The 22342-nt window shown below is 51.4% G+C and carries 19 protein-coding genes and 2 pseudogenes; 6 read left to right on the forward strand and 15 right to left on the reverse strand.

The window, feature by feature from the left end:
- Window positions 1–60 precede the first annotated feature (60 nt).
- The 14 genes and pseudogenes from ltrA to ACYQ11_RS20185 form a co-directional block, all read right to left on the reverse strand.
- Window positions 61–1572, reverse strand: a pseudogene (gene ltrA, locus ACYQ11_RS20120) (group II intron reverse transcriptase/maturase).
- A 204-nt stretch (window positions 1573–1776) separates the two neighbouring features.
- On the reverse strand, window positions 1777–3741 hold the full coding sequence (locus ACYQ11_RS20125) for an esterase/lipase family protein (protein WP_459925620.1): 1965 nt from the start codon (window positions 3739–3741) through the stop codon (window positions 1777–1779).
- A gap of 7 nt (window positions 3742–3748) precedes the next feature.
- Window positions 3749–4486 (reverse strand): Lnb N-terminal periplasmic domain-containing protein, encoded by a 738-nt coding sequence (locus ACYQ11_RS20130; protein WP_459925621.1) that lies wholly within the window; start codon window positions 4484–4486, stop codon window positions 3749–3751.
- A gap of 282 nt (window positions 4487–4768) precedes the next feature.
- Window positions 4769–5482, reverse strand: coding sequence for a hypothetical protein (locus ACYQ11_RS20135; protein ID WP_459925622.1), 714 nt, complete (start codon window positions 5480–5482; stop codon window positions 4769–4771).
- A gap of 88 nt (window positions 5483–5570) precedes the next feature.
- Window positions 5571–6776, reverse strand: a complete 1206-nt coding sequence (locus tag ACYQ11_RS20140; RefSeq protein ID WP_459925623.1) for a BamA/TamA family outer membrane protein — start codon at window positions 6774–6776, stop codon at window positions 5571–5573.
- A 254-nt stretch (window positions 6777–7030) separates the two neighbouring features.
- On the reverse strand, window positions 7031–7699 hold the full coding sequence (locus ACYQ11_RS20145; protein WP_459925624.1) for a DUF3313 domain-containing protein: 669 nt from the start codon (window positions 7697–7699) through the stop codon (window positions 7031–7033).
- Window positions 7700–7776: 77 nt separating this feature from the next.
- Window positions 7777–8241 carry an outer membrane lipoprotein gene (locus tag ACYQ11_RS20150; protein WP_459925625.1) on the reverse strand — a complete coding sequence of 155 codons (465 nt, stop codon included), beginning with the start codon at window positions 8239–8241 and terminating at the stop codon, window positions 7777–7779.
- A 69-nt stretch (window positions 8242–8310) separates the two neighbouring features.
- Entirely contained in the window at window positions 8311–9171 is an 861-nt protein-coding gene (locus ACYQ11_RS20155; RefSeq protein WP_459925626.1) for a hypothetical protein, read from the reverse strand.
- 41 nt (window positions 9172–9212) lie between these two features.
- Entirely contained in the window at window positions 9213–9608 is a 396-nt protein-coding gene (locus ACYQ11_RS20160; RefSeq protein WP_459925627.1) for a hypothetical protein, read from the reverse strand.
- Between the two features lie 105 nt (window positions 9609–9713).
- Window positions 9714–12092, reverse strand: coding sequence for an arylsulfatase (locus ACYQ11_RS20165; protein WP_459925628.1), 2379 nt, complete (start codon window positions 12090–12092; stop codon window positions 9714–9716).
- Between the two features lie 46 nt (window positions 12093–12138).
- Complete coding sequence (locus tag ACYQ11_RS20170; RefSeq protein WP_459925629.1) at window positions 12139–13413, reverse strand: anaerobic sulfatase maturase; 1275 nt, start codon at window positions 13411–13413, stop codon at window positions 12139–12141.
- A 69-nt stretch (window positions 13414–13482) separates the two neighbouring features.
- On the reverse strand, window positions 13483–14487 hold the full coding sequence (locus ACYQ11_RS20175) for a SphA family protein (protein WP_459925630.1): 1005 nt from the start codon (window positions 14485–14487) through the stop codon (window positions 13483–13485).
- Between the two features lie 21 nt (window positions 14488–14508).
- The gene (locus ACYQ11_RS20180) at window positions 14509–15285 is read right to left on the reverse strand and encodes a hypothetical protein (RefSeq protein WP_459925631.1); all 777 of its coding nucleotides are present in this window, start codon (window positions 15283–15285) and stop codon (window positions 14509–14511) included.
- Between the two features lie 107 nt (window positions 15286–15392).
- A complete protein-coding gene (locus ACYQ11_RS20185; protein WP_459925632.1) occupies window positions 15393–15644 on the reverse strand; it encodes a hypothetical protein in 252 nt (83 codons plus the stop codon).
- Between the two features lie 259 nt (window positions 15645–15903).
- On the opposite strand from ACYQ11_RS20185, the gene ACYQ11_RS20190 reads away from it, so the two are divergent.
- Window positions 15904–17457 carry a hypothetical protein gene (locus tag ACYQ11_RS20190; protein WP_459925633.1) on the forward strand — a complete coding sequence of 518 codons (1554 nt, stop codon included), beginning with the start codon at window positions 15904–15906 and terminating at the stop codon, window positions 17455–17457.
- A gap of 196 nt (window positions 17458–17653) precedes the next feature.
- Entirely contained in the window at window positions 17654–17836 is a 183-nt protein-coding gene (locus tag ACYQ11_RS20195; RefSeq protein ID WP_459925634.1) for a hypothetical protein, read from the forward strand.
- A 64-nt stretch (window positions 17837–17900) separates the two neighbouring features.
- Here the strand turns inward: ACYQ11_RS20195 and ACYQ11_RS20200 are convergent, their stop codons facing one another.
- Window positions 17901–18335 carry a C-GCAxxG-C-C family protein gene (locus ACYQ11_RS20200; protein WP_459925635.1) on the reverse strand — a complete coding sequence of 145 codons (435 nt, stop codon included), beginning with the start codon at window positions 18333–18335 and terminating at the stop codon, window positions 17901–17903.
- 112 nt (window positions 18336–18447) lie between these two features.
- Between ACYQ11_RS20200 and ACYQ11_RS20205 the strand changes: the two are divergent.
- From ACYQ11_RS20205 to ACYQ11_RS20220, 4 genes and pseudogenes are all read left to right on the forward strand, one after another.
- Window positions 18448–19332 (forward strand): annotated as a pseudogene (locus ACYQ11_RS20205) (LysR family transcriptional regulator).
- Window positions 19333–19922: 590 nt separating this feature from the next.
- On the forward strand, window positions 19923–20159 hold the full coding sequence (locus ACYQ11_RS20210; protein ID WP_459925636.1) for an acyl carrier protein: 237 nt from the start codon (window positions 19923–19925) through the stop codon (window positions 20157–20159).
- A gap of 24 nt (window positions 20160–20183) precedes the next feature.
- The gene (locus tag ACYQ11_RS20215; RefSeq protein WP_459925637.1) at window positions 20184–21248 is read left to right on the forward strand and encodes a 3-oxoacyl-ACP synthase III family protein; all 1065 of its coding nucleotides are present in this window, start codon (window positions 20184–20186) and stop codon (window positions 21246–21248) included.
- Window positions 21245–22330, forward strand: coding sequence for a hypothetical protein (locus tag ACYQ11_RS20220; RefSeq protein ID WP_459925638.1), 1086 nt, complete (start codon window positions 21245–21247; stop codon window positions 22328–22330). Before ACYQ11_RS20215 ends, ACYQ11_RS20220 begins: the two co-directional genes overlap by 4 nt.
- Window positions 22331–22342: the final 12 nt, after the last annotated feature.

The following is a 22342-nucleotide window of genomic DNA, read 5'->3' on the forward strand; positions in this document are numbered from 1 at the left end:
TGCTTTATTGTGGCCGTGTGGCCAAAAAAAATGGCCCCCCGTATTTTAGCGAGGGCTTTTTCAGGATCGACTAATCCAAGGCTTGGGCAACGGAAATCGTTTCAGCATCTCATTGAACTTTTCCCAGTTGAGGCAGTTCCTTTTGCCTCGGCGATTCAAGCACTTGAATAGAAGCATGACAACCTCCTTGGGAAATTTCGTAAGTCCGTGCAGATTGTCAGTGACTCCATAGTAGCTGTAATGCCCTCTCAACTTGGATTTGGCTATGGCCCAGAGGTCTTTGGTCTTCATGTTTATAGACTTCTTCAGCCACTCCTTGAAGGCCTTCAGCTTGGCGGTAAATTTCTTTCGGGATGTCACTCGCTTCATTCGAAACCCTTTGCCATCCTTGCGTGTCCCGCAATAGTGAGTCAGGCCCAGAAAATCAAACGTCTCAGCCCTTTCCCCCTTATTCCTGGCATACTGGACAGCAAAACGTCCAAACTCCATCATCTTGGTTTTCGTCGGCTCCACCTCAAAACCAAACATTCCCAGACGTTTACCCAATTCCGTGTGAAAACGCCCTGCGTCCGTTTTGTACTGGAAACACACCACGAAGTCATCCGCATATCGGATTATCCTGGCATAGTCTGTTCAGGTCTTGCAGTATTTCTTCTCAAACCACAGATCAAGTGCATAATGAAGATAGATATTTGCAAGAAGCGGAGATATCACTCCACCTTGCGGAGTCCCCTCATCGCTGACCGTCACTATCCCGTCTTCATATACCCCTGCCCAGAGAAACCGCTTCACCATACGGTGAATTCGCTTGCCCTTGATCCGGTGGGACAGGAATTTCAACTGCCATTCCTGATTTACATGGTCAAAGAATCCTTTAATATCGGCTTCGACGACGAGGTTGACCGGATGGTTTTCCACAGTGTCGCTCAGTGCCCGAAGTGCGTCGTGGCAACTCCGAAACGGACGGAAGCCATATGAGTCTTCAATGAGGTCCTGCTTGTACACGCACTCCATGATCCTTCCCATGCCCGCCTGGACAAGCTTATCCTCAAGACTCGGTATACCAAGAGAACGTTGCTTGGTGCTACCCGGCTTCGGTATGTATTTCCGCCGGACTGGCTGTGGCCTGTACGCCATGCGATGCAACCGGCTCGTCAGATTTGTCAGATTGGCGGCCAGATTTTCGGTGTACTGATCCTTCGTCATTTTGTCAATGCCTGCGGCGCCGTCTTTCCTAAGCCGTCCGAAGCACTCCCGTAAAAGTTCCTCGTTCATCAGATGATACAAGCTGGTGAATGAAAACCGTCTGTCTTTACGGGCTTTCTCCCCTGATGCGAAACAGTTTCGTTTCCATCGTTTCCCCGTCTCTGCGGACGGACGATGTTTTCTCACCCGCGCTACCATGTGTAGCCTTCCTCCCTCTTCAGTTGTCCGGCATACTCTCCACACTTCGAAAGAGACACAGGGCCTCTCGGGTTGCCGTGCAATCACTGTGTCAGGCATGCCATGGTCTACGACTCTGGGGAACCAAATACACCTTGCCATTATCGGTGCACCTGTGTTGACTTCCATTTCTTTACTTATGTCGTCATTCCCATCGCGTCGTTTACGGGGCTCAATCCCTTCAACCTTCCGGCTTACAACCTGCCTGGTCGCTGTCTTACGCTTAAAGCTGTATGTTACTACAAAGCCTCCAAAGACTCGCTACCCGGTGGGTGGCCTTCCTTCCGGGGCGGGATTCTCACCCGCTTGATTACACGACCTTGCCCGGCCGCACTAACGATTTGACCCCGAATACGCCATTCCATTCAAATGTTCAATCAGAATACGCCTTACTTCTTCAATAACCAATGGTTCCACATGGCAGCTGTGCCCATAGGGTACCACCAGTTCAGACGCAACCCCATCGAGATGGGCACTCTGATACGCGACCACTCCGTCATCACCGGCCGGGGGTTGTTCATCACCGTCAATGGCAATGATCGAGTGGGCCTTGATATGATCCGGAAACGGCATTTCAGCAATTGCGAGCAGTCCGGGATTATCGGGAGACATGCTGTCGACACTGGTTCGTGCCATGTTGACTTTAATTTGTTCCAGAACAGAATGACGCTCCGAAATCTTTAACAGGTCCGCACCGGCCTGGACGGCTTCCCCCGGCAGGGCGACAAGTCGTGAAACCAATTTACGGATGAATGATCCGGCAAGAATACTCCCCCTGTGCGGCGTGGCAATAAAAATGACCCGGCGAACTTCCGGCAAGGGCTTAAACACCGTGTACTGCCTGACAAGGGTCTCTTCTTCCGGTGAAAGATCGAGTTCATCGATTGTTTTGCCGGTCAACGTCTTGAACAGCGTTTCCTCGGTGTCCACCACGGTCATCCGTGCCAGCAGTCCACCCTGGCTGTGCCCCATGATGACGATATTTTTCAAGGCGGAATCTTCTCCCGAAGGATCACACATGCTGACGTGCTGTTCTACGGACTGCCTGAAATGGGACGCGGAAAAAACCACCGGCTTTCCACTGTCATACAAATAAAGCCAGATTTGGAAACGGCTCCGGATCAGAGGGTCGCCGATCAGAGCATTGAGCATCGCTGTCCAGGTCACCGGGCTGCTCATGGTGCCATGGACCAGCACCAGTGGAATCAAACCCTTTTGATAGGGCTGGACCGGATAAATCCCAGGTTCGTAGAGAGTTCGGCCAAGACGGAACAACTTTCGACCCACGCTCCACAAAAACGGATCTTTAAATGAATAGGCGATCGGGACGGTCAAGTCCATTTCAAGGGGGATTTTACGGTTATTGATCACGATCTCGGTTTCATCCTGTAACGAATAAACACTGATTTCTCCCGAGCACATCCCCTTATCAAGGTCACGGACAGTCCCCTTGACATCCAGAAACACAGTGGCCGGGGTGGCACCCCCCAAGGGTTTATCCGGTGTTCGCTTACGAACGGCGATGATGGGGACACCGAGCCCCGGCGTCCTGTTCCGGGTATCCAATCCATGGACTTCGAATGAATCCGCCGGATAAATGGTGGAATAATCGTCAGGATTCCAGGGAGTTTCCTTTTTCTTGAGAATCAGCTCGATCTCACCCACCGGCAAAGGGACGGATTGTTCCTTGAGCCGTACCTTGCCTTCCGAAAATGTCAGAACATTGGCCAGACTCCGGTTATAAAGGTCACAGGCCATTCTGAACCGCCTGTCAAAAGCGCCAGGCGGGGGGTCACCGCCCTCACCCATCAAAAAAAGATGGGCATAAACGGCCGAACCCAGGAAATACTGCTTGGGGTCAACCTGTTCATCGGCATCAGCAAAGGCATCGGTATCAAGGGCCGTGCCATGGGGCACCACCGGTCGCTTCATGGCACGACGACGATCGGATACCGCTTTACGGGCTGTCAGCAGGCATAGTTCCGACAAAGCCAGAAGCACATCCCGTCGTTCGTCATGGCAGGCGATTTTGTGGAGTTGTTCGACGAGCAGCCCAGGGTCTTTCTTAAACCCTCGTTCATTTATTCCATAACGGCTCAGAACCACCGAAGTGTAACTGCTGTATGTGTTTGCTGTAAGAGCGCTGATGTTAATCTGATCGTAAACCTTTGACACTGTCACCCTGGAAACGCCCACAGGGGTTGAGCACCCACACACCACGGCAACCAATGCCAAAAAGACCCCTATCAGGACATGTTGTTTTATGGTGTGGTTCATAATTTCAATTCGTTTTTCCATGTCATCCTCACAGTTCGGAATACCAGTCCATACCCGGAAGCCCCTCACGGATCATCCGTGAAAAATCGGTCGCATCATCGGCCGATACAGCCCGGGCATTGATCCGGCTTATTCTTTTGAGTTCCTCAAAGGCAAGGGACGTGTCGATAATTCCTTTTTCATAGGCATACCGGTCCGAAAATCCGTTGAGGATAATTGACCAGTGCCATTTTGCCCTTTCGGGCAGGGCGTGTTTCCTGGTTAGCCGGTATGAGCTGGTCATGCAGTTTTCGGTCAAGGCGTTGTACCATTCTGGATGGTTGTGCAGGTGATTGATTCTTTCCAGATATTCCATCAGGGCATTCCGGGCATTGTCAACCGAAGCGATCTTCAAGCGATATAGATAGACGTCTTCACCCTGCCTTACATTTGTTCGAAGCCGAACCAGATCCCTTTCATCCCCTGCAAGGTAGATCAGCTCAAACTGCCGGAAAAAACCTTTGATCGCCGAGTATTCCTCCCCTTCCTCCTTTCGCGTTTCTATGGAAAAACAGAGGTATCTTCCATCGTCAAACCCGAAACTGACCATCGTGTGCGCAATGTACCTGAGCCCCCAGTCCGAAAGGATCATATCCACACTCCGGAGTTTGGACAGATCGTAGACTCGGGTTTCATAGCTCGGTATGAATTCTTTCTCCGTGATGTATTCGATATTCCGAACATAATGAACAACGACGATATCACCTGTGATATCTACATAGGGCATGAACGCAACATCCGGCTGCCAGTTTCGTTCATGGGCCGGCTGCCTCAGAAAAAATGCGGACAAGGGGATAAGAAATAAACAAAGGCAGGATAGAACCACACGCTTTTTCGGTAAAATTAAAATGAATCCCAAGTGAGCCGCTGCGTATGAACAGGATACGACCACACAGAAGGCCGAGGGCCAGCTGCCATACCATAACGAAACGGCACCCCATACGCAGAAAGGCAGAAGAATCAGAAAATAAATAATACGCCTCATGATGTTTTCCATAGATTAATTCTATCAATACGTCAGATCACTTAAAGATGCCGTATACGTCATCATGATCTGGAAGCCATTATAACTTTCCCGACTGAATGAACTTTCATAATCAAGTCTGGCTGTACTTATTTTGCCACATAAACCCACCAGACCACCGTCAGCAAGCATAAAATCGATACCGCAGCGGAGATATGCGCCATAGCCGAAAGACGATTCGGTTTCATTGATATGAATGGTACCGCTTGCTTCCATGAAGTCGGAGTCCACGTCCATGTGGCCCCAGTTCAGAGTCGCCCCAGCACCCGTATACAACCGGACTGCCGCATCGGGATCTGTACTGATAAATCCACCCATCAGGACGTTGCCCATCACCATTTTATTCTTCAGGTAGACAAGGGTCTCACCGCCGTTGCTGATGATTTTTGATTCATCCCTCAGCCATGAAAGCTCTCCGCCAGCCTCAAATCCAGCGATGACAGCCCTGCCCGTTGCAATGGGGATCTGGCCCACAATGCTTAATACTGGTAATGTAGACACCCCTGTTGAAAGATTATCTGTTGAATCCTTAAGTGTTGTGGAGTCTTCGTCGAGAATGAATATCCCGAACATGGCCTGGATCATAGTGTCGTCAGACATGGGTGTGTTTTCGGCAAGGGAACGTGTGGTCATCAGTAAAACAAAAACGATAGAAAAAATACAGCGCGAAAACACAAATCTAAGCGTGCTGCTAATCATTGGGATGATCCTTATAACTCATTATCTAAAACCATTGAATATTTTCCAGTGTCAATAAGCCGTTCCTTTTGCATTCAAGAGCCGTTTGTTAAAAAGGATGACCTATAAAAAGCTGCACGAAAACATCTTCAGGTGAGGCGGCCAAATCCGCCCTCAACACGATATTGTTGGCCATGACGCGTAGGCCAACACCCAGTGTTTCCTTCATGTCTGAATGAAGCTCACTGAAATTCCAGTTGTGCGCCACCCGCCCCAGTTCGGCAAAAGCCACCACTTGAAACCAGTCCACATCAAGACGGTTGCCCAAAGTCACGTTTTCCAACGGATTCCAGTGCAGTGTGTGACGATATTCCGACCCGTAGTAAATGGCCGACCGGTCATTGAAACGGGTGGCTGGATAGCCTCTGAGCCGGAACAGCCCCCCCAGGTTCGCCCCTTTATAGGACGGTGGCCGATGATGGACAAGGGTACCGTTGTCCGTATGGGAGTCGTTCCATGACAGGCAGTCCGTGGTCCAGAAACTGAACGTCAGCACACGCTGCCGGGCTGTTTCCGACGGGCCCAGGTTGATATAGTCATCCATCTCAAGCCCCACGACGGACCAGGGCCGTGAACTCCCGAAGTCTCCCCAGTCAAAGGAATAATAGAGCCTCTGGGAACTCCCATTGGACGGATTGAGATTGAAATCTCTGTTGTCATAAACAATCGCCACATCCGTCCCTGCCGTTTTCTGAATAATATCGCCCTCATCATTATCCAGGCTCTGATTCCGGTAAAAGGGTGTCAACTCCAGATAGGTCCGGCCTGTTTTCAGGGGATTCCAGGATCCCACATCGTCATCAGAGGAAACACAGATCCCGTTTATAATTTTAAACCGGGGCAAGGAGGGATCCTCGCCATGACCGATGGGCAGAAGATATCTGAGCCTTACATCAAACCACATATCATCTCCATCGGCCTCAATAAAATTATCCTTGCTGGAATCGTTGGTTCCGGCATCTTCTTGTGGGAACTCCGGGTTGTTCAGGATGTATGACTGAATGTTTTCATACCGGCCCACAGAGGCCTGGGGATCGATAATCAGCCGCTTGCAGAACGGGGCCCTGTAATTCCGGACCATCATAAACAGCATGTAGGTCCCCTGGGCACTCACCAGGCCCGTGCCTACAGTCAGCATCCTGTCCTGGCCATACCCTTCGGCGACACCGGCCAGGCCGACCCCTGTTCCGATCGTCGAGTTGTAAAACGGATAGGGAAGAATAAGAAGTCGTTTGGACGGTTGGTCAGGCTCCATTTCAACGGATGATTCAATACCCTCCAAATCGGCAACATACCCGTGAACACTCATAGCCATAAGGGCCCAGATCAACAGGGCATACCCGGCCAACATAGTGAGCCGGCCCATGGAACGCGTTTGAATTACGTTTCGTTTATTTGGAAACCTGATCATATCGGCACATTTTCGGGATAAACCCTCGTTTATCTTAAAAAGTCAGTTCTCTGGCGAATTCCCCGGAGACATTCAACCGTCCCCGTCGTACGACCCATTTATATTTTGCCATGCGCACGGTCGGTAAAGGCTCTGAGGCGTTTCGCCCAGTATTTGAAAGCTTCCTTTGCCGATCCGAGTTTTGAAAACCTTTCGGTAAAACCTGCAATCTGCTCATCCTGAGCCACCGAAATCACGTCTTCGGTCATAGAATCAATAACAATCAGCTCGACACTGGTCCTCCCTGATCCGGTCCAGGCTCCTGTCGAACCTTTTTTAATCATACTGACTCCAAGTCCGATGGGAACGATCGTGGATATACCACTGATAACCGGCTTGCTCTGCTTGAGCCCGGTTATGGCTATTTTCAACCGGGCAACACCCGGACCGGGTTCGGTTACCACTGGATACGTGTCTTTGTAGGCATCAATGATTTCCTGCTTGAATGTGTTGGAAAGCTCGACAAGCTGTTCAGCCTCAATCCCCTTGTACTCCGAATCTTCCGCAAAAAAATAGACGATATTGTCGAGCATGATTTTGTCATATTTCGAAAAATCCGTTCCGGGTTTCTGCCATCTCAATTTGGCTCCGCCCTCCGGCCCGTGTTCCAGGTACTGGTAATACCCTTTGAGGAATCCGGGTTGTTTTGGCGTGGACGAGGCGCAGGAAAACAATGTTGCCGTAACAGCAATTACAATGAGTATCCCCATGCGATATGACGTATTCATAACAATCTCCTTTTTTTAAACGTCACTCTGTGAATCCGTTGGCCTAACGGATCGATAAAAAATACACCCGAACGTATTTACTGCCGGACACGCATTTTTCCGTCCGCGCTTTTAAGCAAACGGACCCGGTCTCCAACGGTAAAGTCGTCATCCTTTTCCTGGACAACCACCAGTATCCGGCCGTCATCCGTTTCAAGCTCGATCTCCAGACCAGGACGCGTTTTGCCGGCACGTTCCGCGGCGCTACCCACTGCAGCACCGGCCAAGGCCCCTCCGACTGCTGCCAGCTTGCTTCCCCTGCCGCCACCCATGGTCGAGCCCACAATCCCCCCGGCAACGCCCCCAGCCATGGCACCGCCGCCGGTTTCCTCGTGCTGAATCGTAACGTCAGACACCCTGAGTATGGTTGCGTAATAAACTTCCATGGCCGACTGGGCCTGGCCTTGCCTGTAAGTCTTACTGCCCATGCTGGTCGGCTGACAGCCTGATACGATAGCCAGTAGGGCAACAAAGACCACGCCCAAAAAAAATTTCCTTTTCATGATCTGCTTCTCCTTATCAGTTTGAATCACACCGTGATTTATGAACGGTCTTTCATTCATCCGGGCCTGTTAAAACAGGCTCTTGGGCAAGAGTGTCTGAACCTGGACACGCATGGTCCAGCGTGGCCCGATGTTGTCGGGTTTTTCCACGTTGTAAAACGCCGCAGCCGATATATTGAGGGGAAGTTTTCCAACAAAGGAGAGCTTTCCGACACCGCCGCCGACCGGTACCGTCCACCTATCATCGCTGTCAGCCTTCCAATTTGCCGTAATAACCGGAGAGGACGTCAGATACCATCCGTTTGGCAGGTTGTAGTTGACAAAGTACTGGATCAGCATCTGGTTGACGCTTGAACGGTCACTGTCTCCGCCATAGGACCAGAGGTTCTGGGCCAGAATACCGAATACCCAGGGTTTCGGCATGGTCAGAACAACCGCCGCCGGGCCGGCACACCACTTTTCCGACCCCAACCGTTCATCCGACGCCGTGGGGAAAGATAAAATGGGACCTGCGCCCCAGATCACGTCCCCCTGATCGGCAGGGCCGAAAAAAAGCGACATATTAAGATCCCCAAGACCGTCTTTACTGCCCTGACCGTTATAGAATTCCGGCTGGTGGACGATCGGTAAAATGGTCCGGGTGATCATCATCCAGTCGTCATTCAAGTTGAATGGGACCACCGGCTGAATATTCACGATGTTCTGTGTTTTATCCAGAGGGCCGTAATCAAAGTTGGTGTTGCTCTGAACGGGTATGCTGATCAGGTCTGCCATGGGGTTCTGGGACGCACTTCTCAGTTCGTCACTTTTGTTTTCTCCGGGCTCGACATCGCCGTCGCCCTGATAGGCGGTAAGCACACCCGGGAGAACAAATAGTAAGACTGTGATTAACATCACATAAAATATTCGCATCGTTGCTTTGGTTTTCATATTTTTCAAATTCCTTTATTTTATTGCCCGGGTGATCGGGGCTATTTCCTTACAAATACCACCTCATAGGTCTGATCCACAGCCGCCTGGTAGTATTCGCCGGCCAGCACGTTCTGTTCAGGGTAATAGAAGAGGGTGTAGGTGCAATCCGGATAACCCTTGTCCTGCAGTTTAACGAACAGTTCGACACGCCCCTCGCGGGTGCCGACCCTGCTTTGCGCCACATGGATCTCGCCGGGGTTGAAGTAGAAAACATCCACCGTTCCGTCTGACATGACATGTGCAACGCGAAGGGTATAGTTCCCATCCAGACGGGCCCATTCCCCGGCAAGAACATTGTAGTCCAATGGTTGAGCCGAGGAGGCACTGGCGGCCATCACCACCAGGGTCATGCAAATGGCCAGAGCGCCCCATCCGGCTATCATTATTCGTTTCATAAAGCTGTCCTTGGTCATGACAAACCATTTGCGGGAAGCCCACAGTGGACGTCCCGGCAAATGGTTTTATCATCCCTCATCATCCGATGGGGTTATATGAATCGTTTACTGAGCCTGCAGGTTCTTGAAGTAAAGCTTGCTCAGCTTGCCTTCGAACGCGAAGGGAGCCTTGTCAAAGTAATCATCAGCCACCGGGGAGCTGGTGTCCATGCCCACATCGAAGGTTTCCGAAGCGGTGAAGACGACCGGTAAGGTGCGCTGAACCTTGCCCTGGGCGGCCTCTTTGCCGTTGATCCAGAACGTCACATCGGCTGCTGCGGCCCGCTGCAGAGGCGTGCGCATTTCAAAGGCAATGGTCACGTCCCCGGCCGGCAGGGTGCCGACTTTGATCTTGTCGCGCTTGAGCAGCAGGGCACTGTACTCGTAGTAAAGTACGCCGTCCAGGGCATAGAGGCTCACGCCGCCGGCATAGCCGCCCATGGCAAAGATCACGCCGTTGACCTTTTCCGGCACTTCTGCCTCGATCTCGGCCCGGATGTTGCCGTTGCGCACGTTGGGTGCTTCACTTTCAGGAATACGCGTCATCCCTTCAAAAAGGGTCCATTCCGTATTTGAACTGCGTTTCATCTCCTGAGGGTTGAGACCGGTGTACATGGAACCGCCGATGGGCAGAACGTTGTTTGCCCTGGCTTCTTTCATGAAAAGTGCTTTAAGTTCTTCAAGCTTTTCTGGGTACTTGGATGCCAGGTCATTCATCAGCGAATAATCCTTGCTGGTGTCAAACAGCTGCCATTGATCCTTCATAGGGTCCCACTGGGCAAGATTCGGCATTTGCGCGACCCACGGTTTCTTGGGGCCGAAGGTACTGGCCATCCATCCGTCGTGGTAAATACCCCGGCTGCCCAGACACTCGAAGTACTGGGTCTTCTTTTGCTCCGGAGCGTTGGGTGAGTCGAATGTGTAAGCGAAACTGACACCGTCGATGGGATCCTGTTTATGGCCATCGACGACCTTGGGCGCCTTGATACCCAAGACATCGTAAATGGTGGGCACGATATCGTTGACGTGGGTGAACTGGGGACGCGGCGTCTTGTCCGGCTTGATGCGCTTGGGCCAGGAGATGACCATGGGCGTGCGCGTGCCGCCCCAGTCGGCGGCAATCAATTTGGTGTATCTAAAGGGACTATCACCGGCCCAGGCCCAGCCTGCGTTGTATAGGTTGTCCATCTTGGGACCGCCGATGGCGTCGAGCCCGCCCAGCTTCTCAGCCACAGCTATGTGTTCGGCCACCGTGCTCGGGATTCCGTTTTGTGAGTTGAGTTCCGCCACGCTGCCTTCGATGCCCTCTGCCGAGGCGCCGTTATCCGAAAAAATATAAATAACCATCGTGTTGTCGCGAATCCCCCGGTTCTCAAGTTCGTCGATCAGTTTGCCCACCTGGGCATCGGTATGCTCCAGGAATCCGGCATAGACCTCCATCAGGCGCGCCTGGAAAGCACGTTCTTCCTTGGGAATATCCTTCCAGGCAGCCATGCCTTCCGGGCGGGGTGCCCGTTTCGTATCAGCCGGGATCCAACCCATTTTCTTCTGACGTTCGAAGACCCGTTTTTGGTAGGCGTCCCATCCGTCGCTGAACTTGCCCTTGTACTTGTCGGCCCATTTTTTGGCCACGTGATGGGGGCCATGCACGGCGCCCGGCGTCCAATACATCAAAAAAGGCCGATCCGGGTTTACGGCGAGATGTCGGCGCATCCAGGTAATGGCCTTGTCCGCCATGGCCTCGGTCAGGTGGAAGTCTTCGTAGTTGTCCACATGCGGCATTGAAATCGGCGTGGTGTTCTCCCACAACGTGGGCTCCCACTGGGAGGTCTCACCCGCGAGGAAACCGTAGAAATAATCAAAACCCCGCCCCGTAGGCGTGCGGTCGTAAGGACCGTTAGCGAGCTGATCCACCGGTGTGTTGTGATCCTTGCCGAAAGCCGACGTGGCATAGCCGTAATTGCGCAACACCTCGGCAATGGTCGCCGAAGACTTGGGAATCACGCCTCTATAGCCGTCCCAGTCGTTGGCAAACTCGGCGATGATGCCCGCTCCGACCCGATGGTGGTTGCGGCCGGTGAGCAGTGATGCCCGGGTGGGAGAGGACATGGCCGTGGTGTGAAAGCGGTTGTAGGAAATCCCCTGCTCGGCAAGTTTTGAAAGGGTCGGGGTGTGTATCTCCCCACCAAACGTATCTGCCTGGCCGAACCCCGCGTCATCGAACATGACAATGAGGATGTTGGGGGCATCCTTGGGTAGACGTTGGGGTGCCTTACGCCATTTGTGCACGGATTCCTGCATGGTGGGCCCGACCTTGCCGCCCATAGGCGGTTCGGGGAACGGCAGGGCGTCTTGGGCATGTGCACTCATCACGGTGCCCCCGACAAGCGTGGCGCACAATGATGTAGTTACACTCCTGATCAGTTTACGCTTTTTTTTGTTCATGGTTGATTCTCCATTTTCGTTGTGCCCCATGGACACGGGTTTAAATTCACAGATTGTTCATGATTTGCTGTTGCCTCAGAGCGGCAACTATGCGCTCCACTTTTGGCAGGGCATGGGCGTAAAACGCTTTCAACCCGCTGCAAAGGTAGTTGAGCCCCGGCTCACCCTCCGGTGTGCAAAGGAGCCTGTTTTTGGGGCATTCACCCCGGCAGTCGCTGAGATACTCACAGGTACGGCAATACCCGGGCAGGGTCTCGGATTTGGCATAACCGAATTTGACCTGCCCCCTGAAAAGGACGATGTCGCGAAGACGGTTTTCATGAATATTTCCGATCTCGTGTTGCGGATAGACAAAATGATCGCAGGAATAGACCCTGCCGTCGTTCTCAACGGCCACGGCCTTTCCACAATTTTCGGCATAAACGCACATCTGCGGCCCGAGCCCCAGGTGTTGCGAGACCAGTGTCTCGAATTGATTCACCATGACACGGCCCAAATCCCTGGTGCACCATTCGTCAAAAACCGCGCATAAAAAAGTGCCCCAGTCCTCCGGACGTACTGACCAGTCCGTCACGATGGATTCCGGAGGGTCGTGCAGGTATCCTTCGCGCCACCTGGGCGCCGTATGCTCGAATCCTCTGGGTTCGACAACGGGTGTAAACTGGATATGGGTCGCCCCCAGCTCTTTTCTCAAAAACCGGTAGACCTCAAGCGGATGCGACGCATTCAAACGGTTGACACTGGTCATGGCATTGAAGGGTACGCCGAAACGTCTTAAGAGTCCGGCCGCCCGGATCACCTTGCGGAAGGTCGGTGATCCGTCTTTTGCTTTACGAAAGGCATCGTGCAGGTGTTCCGGACCGTCGATGCTCAGACCCACCAGAAAGTCGTTCTCTTTGAGAAAACGGCACCACGACTCATCAATCATCGTACCGTTGGTCTGAAGATCATTCAGGATCGTCTGGCCGGTTTTGGCGTACTTCTTCTGCAGGGCCACGGCTTTTTTGAAAAAATCCAGACCCCGCAAAGTCGGCTCGCCGCCCTGCCAGGTGAACACGACCTCGTCGGTTGTTACATCCCGGATATAACTCCGGATCAGATGTTCCAGAGTCTCATCGGTCATCCGCTGTGCACCCGGGCCGTCAGGGAGTGAGGCTTTACTTTGGTAGAAGCAGTAAGCGCAGTCCAGGTTGCAGGCCGATCCGGCCGGCTTGATCATCACATGAAACCCCACCTCCGCCTTGTCAGCCGTCATCCCCGGTGCGTCGTATTTGTCTGCCGGCCGAATCGGACCGTTGGAATCGAGAACAAACGCTTTCATTTTTCACCAGTTTCAGGTTCGAGTAGTTTACATGTTTCTGCTATAGTCAAACGAACGTCCAACGTTTCATTAGAATGTCAGAACACCCGTCACCGTAAAAAAATCACCCTCAAACCGGTGTTTTGCTTCAAATTCGTGGCTCCATTTAAGCGTCACCTGGGCACCCCAGGGTAAATAGACCATTCCTGCCTGGAGTCCGAGCCCGTACACCTGGTCTTTGACATCCTTGTCAAGGGCATCACTCCCCCTGTCCCTGGTGACCTGCCATTGGCCAAAACCCGCGATACCCACTTCGGAAAGGACTTTTTCCGTGACAGGCAGGAACTGGCTGACACCGTAGTTGACCGTAAAATGAGATCCCGGCGTCACATCGACATCGTCTTTTTTATGGTGAATCTCATAGGTCCCGGCCAATGTGAGGGCTGTTCCCTTCTCTTGATCCACATAGTAGGCCACGTTGGCCATGAATTCGTGGGTCCACATGCCCAGGCCCACATTGTCCGCCGCACCGGAATCATACTTTCCAATGGGGATGTAAAGCCCGTAAGCCGCGCCAAGGTCCACCTGTCCCCGATTCCAGCTGAGCCATAAGGGCCGGACATAGGTATCGCCAATGCCCCAACTGGATTCATCAATGTCCGTGCCTACCTGGGGGGCATTTGCCAATTCAAGAGATGCCTGAAACGAAGGGTTACCGACCGGCTGCGCCACTAAAAAACCGTAGTTGCCACCCCAAATCTTATTGTCAGTAATATGCAGGAAGGTCGGAACAAGTGTCGTTGAATCCACTTCCATATCCAGATTGATCGTGAGAGGTCCGCTGGTTACCGTTTTGACCGTGTCTCCGTTACGGCCCTTGACGGTGTCGCTGCTGTAATTAATTGCGTACAAGACAAAATAGTTACCGGCGGCGGGCTGAATGAAGTCGCGGACATTCATGAGGCCCGGCGAATAATGCCCGAGTTCCCAAGCACTAACCGGGACTGTGATACCCAGAGCAACCCATAGCCCGGCAATCCCATAAAGAACCGCAGGGCTTACCTTTTTGATCCAGCTTTTGATTTTTGTCATCATCGTGTTCTCCTATTCAAATCCTTAATTGATCAAAGAGGCTGCATGAAAAGTCAAAAGAACCAGTTGATGCAACTCCTGTTTCTGGGGGCCTGTAAGAACGCTTCTTGATTTCAGGATATAGTCAATTTTGTTCATCAGAACCTTTGCCCCGATGTCGGCAATTTTCATGACTTTGTCATCGATATCACCGGGCTGTCGCTCATCCGAATCCAGGATCTCCTTGATGTCAACGAGCTGGAACGCGATATCCATCTTCATTTTCAACTCTTTCACCATCATGTCGGTTCGAAGTTTTATAGCGGATTTGATCTGATCGGTGCTCAGGTCAAGGATTTCCGCCAGGTCGTCAAGCCGGAATAAAAAGGGCGATTCTCCGTTAAAAAAATCAACCTGGTAGTCGAGATCAGCAATCAGCTTTTTTCTCTGTTCCGGGGTCAGTACCCCCTTGGCTTTCAAAAGGTATTCCGTTTTTGTTTTCAGGATGTCACCGACAAGCGATGCAAGTTCCCGGATCAGTTTGTCGATTTTTTTAGGATCTTTCCTTAACGTCTTGGGGACCTCGGGGCCTTCGTCTTTGACGGCTTCAATAAATAACTGGTCGGAAGCCTCTTCTATCTTATTGATAATGGTCTGTAGCTTTACGGATTGCTCTTCGGCGACACCCGCAAGGGCTGTGATCTGTTCCGGTGAAAAATCGATCAGATCTTCCATGACATCTTTCGTTTGACCCATCGCCGTTCCCAGTGCCATGGCAACAAATAACATCGTCAATGAAATCAGCTTCAGTGGTTTTTTCATAATGCAGTATCCTTTTTTAAATTATGATTGATTATGCTTCGCTATAAGGGAATATCTATAGCCGCTCCCTGATCATTGGAAAGGTTTTCTAAGCTTATCCAATCTATTCATTGATGCTCCTCGAGAAAGCGGATGATTTCAAACTCAAGCTCGAAGAGTAATGCCGCATATTCCCCATGAGGCTTCACGGCTTCCTCGTTTTTGAGCAGTGCCCAGTAGTTGAGTGCATTTAGGCACTTGCGGTAATCCTCACATATGTTCTTAAGCCTGGATGACTTCCGATAGTGCCGTTCAAGGTCATTTGCATGCTCCGGAAACCGTTTAATAACGACCGATAAATCCTCATGGTTCTGCCCCATCTCTATGCACCTTGATTGAATGACAATTCATCAACAGGATAAACGAAAACAATTTCTGACCAGCTTGGGTGGCACTGAGTTTAATTGGTATACATAATTATTATTGCTTTTGGACCTAATTTAGGGTAATCAATATATAAACAATTATTTATAACCATTTAAATTTAAAGTAAATATTGACAATAGAAGGTGGGTGCAAATGTCCAAGTGTTCTGACTGTGATCAAGCGTTGCCACTCGAAATAACGGACTCAATCACTGTGGAGGAAATTCTTCTGCAGCATAAGCTTATCTCTATCAGCGACGAGTTTCATGCAACAGAGTCTCAACGCAACCTGCTTGATTTTATCATTCAGCAAGCCGTTGCCGGTGAATCAGGACAGCTTAAAGGTTATACCATTGCTACCCAGGTCTTTGGGAGGAACGACAATTTCGATCAGAATACTGATCCCATTGTCAGCATCCAGGCCAATAAACTCAGAAGAGCCATGGAGAGGTATTACCTCACCGCAGGCATCAATGACCCGCTGCAAATCAATATCCCAAAAGGCACTTATGTCCCCGTTTTTTACAGGAGGAGCAACTCTGAAAAAACAGCCGCAGCAATTGAAACATCACCACAGGCCGGCAAATCTAAAACAGCTTGGCCAACCGTGCTGGTCATACCGTTTAAAAACCTTACACCCAATGTCGAAAGCAATTATTATGGCTCAGGGCTTGCCACAGAAATTTCAATAGCCCTTTGCCGCTACCAGGATATACGGGTTATGATGTACAGTGATGACGGAACTGCCAGAAGAACATCTGACATCCCTGCCCGGTTTGTTGTGAGCGGGAGTATTCGGAAAGAGACAAACCATATCCGCGTCAACGTTCATATGATCGATAACACAAACCATATTCAAATTTTTGGAGAATCTTACAAGATAACCCGTGAGCCCTCAAAAATCATCGAACTTGAAGAAGAAATCACACATAAAATTGCCCTTGCCGTAGGGGGTGAACACGGGGCCGTCGCAAGGGCCATGCGAAAAGATTCACGGGCAACACCTCCCCATGATCTGTCCACCTATGAAGCCATATTGAAGTACTACGAATATGATCGGTTAAACACTCCGGAGTCTTTTATCAACGCCCTGGAGGCTCTATCGAAAGCTGCCGAAAATGAACCGGATTGCGGACAGGTTGGGACCATGCTCGGCCGCCTTCATGCGGATAATATCACTCTCGATTTTTTCGACACGGAAATAAGCATGGAAGACGCTATGGCCTATGCGGCAAAAGGCGTCCTTACTAATCCGGACAACCAGCGGGCACGGACCACTTTAGCGGGGATCAAAATGTTTGCCGGCGATACCGTTTCAGCCAGGATCGAAATCGAACAAGCCCTTGCCCTGAATCCGGATTGCCTGTTTTACTTGGACGTTATCGGCTATATACTGACCCTTTTGGGGGAATGGGAAAAGGGCCTTGGCATCCTTGAAAAAGCACTTGCCTTAAATCCTTACAACCACCATTTCGTGTACTATGCCTACTGGCTCAATGCGTTCCGTAGCCAAGACTATGATGCTGCCTATCATTACGCCTTGAAGTTGTCATTGAATGGTCTTTTTTGGGAACCCCTTGTGCGGGCGGCCACACTCGGACAACTGGGGAGAATTGAAGAAGGACGGAAGGCGGCCCGTGAACTTATGGCCTTGAAACCGGATTTTCAATCAAAGGGCCGCAGGCTGATACGATACTACATCAAATTCGATGAGATTTTGGAACGCGTTGTGACAGGACTCAATAACGTCGGTGTGGTTGTGGACTGATATTGTCCAACGCACATCTCACCGGCCAGGAAAACGAGCGGTGTGATATTCACGGGGCCCATGAGGGCTGTCTCCAAAGATCGACTTGGCCCTACAATTTACTATGGTTGAATTCAGCGATATTTGGGTGTATGGAAGAGAGAAAGGTTTTGGCGGGCAGTACGAACCCATTGGCACAGCGACATCCGGGGAACTCATGGCCGACGACACAAACATTCCAAACAGCTCACATGTGGACAAAAGTCTGGTTGCCATGTTTTTGAAGATGTCACCTGAAGACCGACTGTTTGCCAATGACAAAGCCGTCCGTGCCATTGTGGAGATGAGAGAAGCCTGCAAACAACAGATCAGCAGGCCCGGATCTCGGCGCGATCATTGAAGGTCTGTTAAAGGCGGTTATTGTATTATTTCAGCAGGCTTGATCAGCTTAAGAGTGAATACGGCTACATGTCACCAAGAAGATCCAGCAACAGCAAGGTTGTTTTCTCAACGATTTTTCTGCATTCATCCATTTGCTGCTCTTGGCCGAACCGTTTTCTGAGTGCCGAGCATGTTGTTGTTCCGAATTCTGATATGAAAAGGTGTCGTATTTCAGCACCGAGTTCTGCAGGAACAGCCCAGTCAACTCCAGGCAGGCGCCTGCCGTGGAGATGCCCGATGACAATAAGGCTACCGGACAAAGCGCCACAGGCTTCACAAAATGTTTTCCCATATCCTCCGCCAAATGCCGTTGCATGGGCCCTGGCTTCCGAGGTTGTTTCACCAAGAGCTTCAAGTACGGCCGTTGTAACGGCTTCGGCACAATGCAATCTCTCGCCAAAATAATCAGCCGCTTTTTTTCCGGCTTCAGCAGCAGAGTTTTCAATAATCCGTGACATGTGATTCTCCTTATGGTTAATTAATCGTAAATATCAATTAAACTATGCTATCAATCGGGTCAAACGATTTATTCCGATCCATACAATCGGTTCAGGCGATAGGATAAAAATGATGGAATTTAGAAATCTTAGAACCTTTCGAGCGGTTGCTGAAACGTTGAATTTTACAAAAACAGCTTCCAGGCTTTTCATGGCACAATCCTCAGTGTCCGCTCAAATACAATCACTTGAAGACGAACTGGGCGTAAAACTTTTTGACAGGATCGGACGCAGGGTCCTTTTGACGGATGCCGGCCGGAAGTTATTGGATTATGCCCGTAGAATTGAAGGCATGACAGAAGAGATTGTCTCTGAGATAAGTGCGGACAAAAATCTAAAAGGCAGCCTTACCATTCGTATCCCCGAAACGGTGGCAAAGTTTTATATGCCGGATATTGTATCCGGATTTAACGAAAAACATCCAGCGGTCAGCCTTTCCCTGATTAACTGTTCTGACAGCCGCCTAAGGGAAGAACTGAATTCGGGAAGAATTGATCTGGCCTTTTTGATAACAGATTCAATCGAATTGAAAGAAGTGAATGTGTGCATGCTGAGAACGGAAAATCTTGTTCTTGTTTCAAGTCCCTCCCACCCTCTGACCAAATTCAAAAATATACGTTATCAGGATATTGACGGGCAGACGTTACTTTTGCCCAAAACAGACTGAAGTTACCCAACGGCTTTCAAGCGGGCGCTTGAAAAAAATAACGTCAAAGGAATTATCCATACATTTTCGAGTATGAACAGTCTGATGGCATGTTTGAAAAAAGGCATTGGAATCAGCCTGTGCCCTGAAATATCGGTCCGGGGGGAACTTTCATCGGGCAGCCTTGCCAGATTAAAGTGGCCGGTCGAAAACATGGAAACATCCGTCCTTATGATCTGGCATAATGAAAAATGGTGCTCTCCATTGCTCAAAGAGTTTATGGACATGTCTTTAGACAGGATGAAAGTGTAGATTCCCGCGCAATAATCCCAGAATAATCCCAGGCAAAAGTACCTGTCCAATGCTGCGTAAGAGAACCTTTTCCCCTGTACTGGCATGACTTGCGGTTGTGTGATGAAGAACGCCATAAAGAAAGCCGGAAGGGGATTCCCTACCGGCTTGAGTGTATGTAGACAGCCGTCTACCGCACCGAGTTATCCCTTGGCGCCGGAGTCTCCTCGCAGACACCCCTGTGCCACATTTTTTTCGACGCCCTAAGGATGAAACCAAATCAGTGACACCCCTTTGCCGTCATCATTATCGCAGCCATGACCAGGCTGAAAGAAAAAAAGTTGAGCCTTTGTCTTTCAACCCTTAGGCATCGCGGTGTCCAGGAACCTCAAAACGGCTCGCTCATCGTTGAATATGATCCCAGGAAAAGGATATTGCCATAGCTGTTGATTCGTAAGGGCTGACCGTTAATTCGGGGCCCTGCCCCAATCCCAATCCACAGTTGCGTTTGAGCGGGAACCCATGTATATTGCGTGGTCAGTGAACGCTGTCAGAGTGCCTCTTATCGTTTTAACCCCGATATCGTGACGGTAACAAAAAAAGTGAGATAAATGATGAAAAAAACAGCATTCATTGAGGGGGTTGCAGAGATTCTCGACGTGGAACCGTCTGGATTGTCGGAAGCGTCGATCCTCTCGGATTATGGGTTCGATTCGGTCGCGACACTTTCCCTGCTGGCCTGGGTGCGCTTGGAATTCGGCGTGGAACTTACGAGCGCGGATGTGCGCGGCCTCTCTGATGTGGCCAGTCTGATGGATGCGGTCGGCCGCGAACATATCGAAGGGTGACATTTTTCTGCCGGAGAGTTCGTTATGGCTTTACTGTCTTGTTCGCTGGGCACGATCGACGGAATGTGTGTCTGTGTGCCTGAAACAGTGCGCGAAAATCGGGCGTGCGGCGAATGGTTCTCCGAAGAAACGATCAATAACACGATCAAAAACACCGGGGTCGAGCGCCGTCGCATTGCGGACGCGCAAACCTGCACATCGGATTTGTGTTTTCATGCGGCGGAGTCCCTGCTCTCGCGCATGGATGTGCCGCGTGAACACATTGATTTGCTGCTGTTTGTGAGCCAGTCGGCCGATTATATTTCTCCGGCGACGGCGTGCCTTTTGCAACACCGGCTGGGCTTGCGAAAAGAGACGGCGGCTTTTGACATTCACATGGCCTGCTCGGGCTATATTTATGCGCTGGCCACCGCCTACGGCTATTTGCAGGGGGACGGTATTGAGACGGTGCTCGTTCTGGCGGGCGACACCGCGACCAAGGTCGTTTCACCCTACGATCGAACGCTCGCGCTGCTCGCGGGTGATGCCGGCTCGGCGACCCTCCTGCGGAAAAAGGCCTCGGCCCCAGCTGCGAAAACCTGCTTTTCGCTGAATACGGATGGCGCCGGCGCTGAGCATCTTATCGTCGAGGCCGGCGGGTATCGCAATCCGGCCAGCGAGCAAACCCTTGCGATGAAGGAACAGGCGGAGGGCGGAAGCCGTTCTGATCATCATCTTAAAATGAACGGGATGGATGTGTTTAATTTTACCGCGCGCGAAGTGGCCGGCGATATTCGCAAGCTGACGGAATTCGCCCAGGCTGATTTGAACTCGTTCGATTGTTTTGCGTTTCATCAATCCAGCCGGTTTATCATTCAGTTCATTGCCCGTTCGCTGAAGGTATCGATGGACAACGTGCCGCTGCCGCTTGTGGACTACGGCAATACGATTTGCGCGTCGGTACCTATGGCCGTGGTTTCCCACTGCCTGGCTCATCCGGGGGACCGAGAGCGGCGCGTATTGATGTCCGGGTATGGTGGGGGGCTGTCCTGGGGGACGTGCCAGACGACCTTGCCGTCCGATTTCCGGTACGATTTGATTGAGGTATGAGCGGTCTGAATGACAACACTAATAATGCGCGGCCGAACGTTCCGGTTATTGGCGGAGTTATCGGGTTTGATGTGGATGACGCCGTCTCGCCGGGCGGACAGTTTCCGGCCGCGCTTGCGGAGACGGGCGTATTTCTTGCAAATGGTCGCTCGTGCCTGTATGTGCTGCTTGACATGCTGCGTCCCGAACGCGTCTGGCTGCCGTCGTACTGCTGCGAAAGCCTGGTGGACGCCTGCGTGCAAGCCGGCATTCCCGTGGAATTCTATGCGCTGAACAGGCGTTTGAAACTCGCCGACACCCACGCGCCGGACGCCGTAAACGCCGGCGATCTTGTGCTGGTTATCGACTTTTTCGGCTTTCCGGGGGATGATACGATCGTCGAACAGGCGCAACGAAAAAAAGCACGGCTGGTGAAAGATGCCGGCATGGCACTGCCCGGTTATTCGCCGGATGATCGGTTTGATTTTGTTTTCTACAGTTTCCGGAAAAATACCGGGGTTCCGGATGGCGCCGTGCTGGCTGCGCGCGACGGTCAGTTGTGCCTGAGGCGTGAGCCGGCTGAAACACCCTCGGCGTCCTGGCTCAAGGCCCTGCTCAGCATGGCGCATCGCACCGATTTTGATAAGCGGGGCGGCACATCGGCCGACTGGTTTTCCTTATTCCGCGAGGCGGAACACGCCCAACGTATCGGTTACACGCGCATCAGTCCCTTGTCCAGATGTATACTCCTGGGGGGAACGGATTTCAACAGGATCGCGCAGGCCAGGCGGCGCAATTATTTGGTGCTGCTGGACGAACTGAAGGAGTTTGCCCTGTTTCCGACGCTGCCGGACGGGGTGGCTCCGCTTGGCTTCCCGATGATGGCCGCCAATCGCGATGATACGCGCCGGGCGCTTTTTAACGAATCGATTTTTCCGCCGGTTCACTGGGATGTCAGCGGTTTCCTGCCCGACCGGTTCACGCAAAGCCACGCCTTGTCGGCCTGCATAATGACCCTGCCTTGCGACCAGCGGTATTCGTCCGAACAGATGGCGTATATGGCCGGCCTCGTAAAACATCATGCGGAGCGCTGCCCGGAATGAAAGACATACAGG

It is taken from the genome of Desulfatiferula olefinivorans, from assembly GCF_054657895.1.

Bases quoted from the DNA above. Each gene is read 5' to 3' on its own strand.
- ACYQ11_RS20125 (WP_459925620.1), bottom strand. From the start codon at position 3,741: ATGGAAAAACGAATTGAAATTATGAACCACACCATAAAACAACATGTC.
- ACYQ11_RS20130 (WP_459925621.1), bottom strand. From the start codon at position 4,486: ATGCCCTATGTAGATATCACAGGTGATATCGTCGTTGTTCATTATGTT.
- ACYQ11_RS20135 (WP_459925622.1), bottom strand. From the start codon at position 5,482: ATGATTAGCAGCACGCTTAGATTTGTGTTTTCGCGCTGTATTTTTTCT.
- ACYQ11_RS20140 (WP_459925623.1), bottom strand. From the start codon at position 6,776: ATGGAGCCTGACCAACCGTCCAAACGACTTCTTATTCTTCCCTATCCG.
- ACYQ11_RS20145 (WP_459925624.1), bottom strand. From the start codon at position 7,699: ATGAATACGTCATATCGCATGGGGATACTCATTGTAATTGCTGTTACG.
- ACYQ11_RS20150 (WP_459925625.1), bottom strand. From the start codon at position 8,241: ATGAAAAGGAAATTTTTTTTGGGCGTGGTCTTTGTTGCCCTACTGGCT.
- ACYQ11_RS20155 (WP_459925626.1), bottom strand. From the start codon at position 9,171: ATGAAAACCAAAGCAACGATGCGAATATTTTATGTGATGTTAATCACA.
- ACYQ11_RS20160 (WP_459925627.1), bottom strand. From the start codon at position 9,608: ATGAAACGAATAATGATAGCCGGATGGGGCGCTCTGGCCATTTGCATG.
- ACYQ11_RS20165 (WP_459925628.1), bottom strand. From the start codon at position 12,092: ATGAACAAAAAAAAGCGTAAACTGATCAGGAGTGTAACTACATCATTG.
- ACYQ11_RS20170 (WP_459925629.1), bottom strand. From the start codon at position 13,413: ATGAAAGCGTTTGTTCTCGATTCCAACGGTCCGATTCGGCCGGCAGAC.
- ACYQ11_RS20175 (WP_459925630.1), bottom strand. From the start codon at position 14,487: ATGATGACAAAAATCAAAAGCTGGATCAAAAAGGTAAGCCCTGCGGTT.
- ACYQ11_RS20180 (WP_459925631.1), bottom strand. From the start codon at position 15,285: ATGAAAAAACCACTGAAGCTGATTTCATTGACGATGTTATTTGTTGCC.
- ACYQ11_RS20185 (WP_459925632.1), bottom strand. From the start codon at position 15,644: ATGGGGCAGAACCATGAGGATTTATCGGTCGTTATTAAACGGTTTCCG.
- ACYQ11_RS20195 (WP_459925634.1), top strand. From the start codon at position 17,654: ATGGCCGACGACACAAACATTCCAAACAGCTCACATGTGGACAAAAGT.
- ACYQ11_RS20200 (WP_459925635.1), bottom strand. From the start codon at position 18,335: ATGTCACGGATTATTGAAAACTCTGCTGCTGAAGCCGGAAAAAAAGCG.
- ACYQ11_RS20210 (WP_459925636.1), top strand. From the start codon at position 19,923: ATGATGAAAAAAACAGCATTCATTGAGGGGGTTGCAGAGATTCTCGAC.
- ACYQ11_RS20215 (WP_459925637.1), top strand. From the start codon at position 20,184: ATGGCTTTACTGTCTTGTTCGCTGGGCACGATCGACGGAATGTGTGTC.
- ACYQ11_RS20220 (WP_459925638.1), top strand. From the start codon at position 21,245: ATGAGCGGTCTGAATGACAACACTAATAATGCGCGGCCGAACGTTCCG.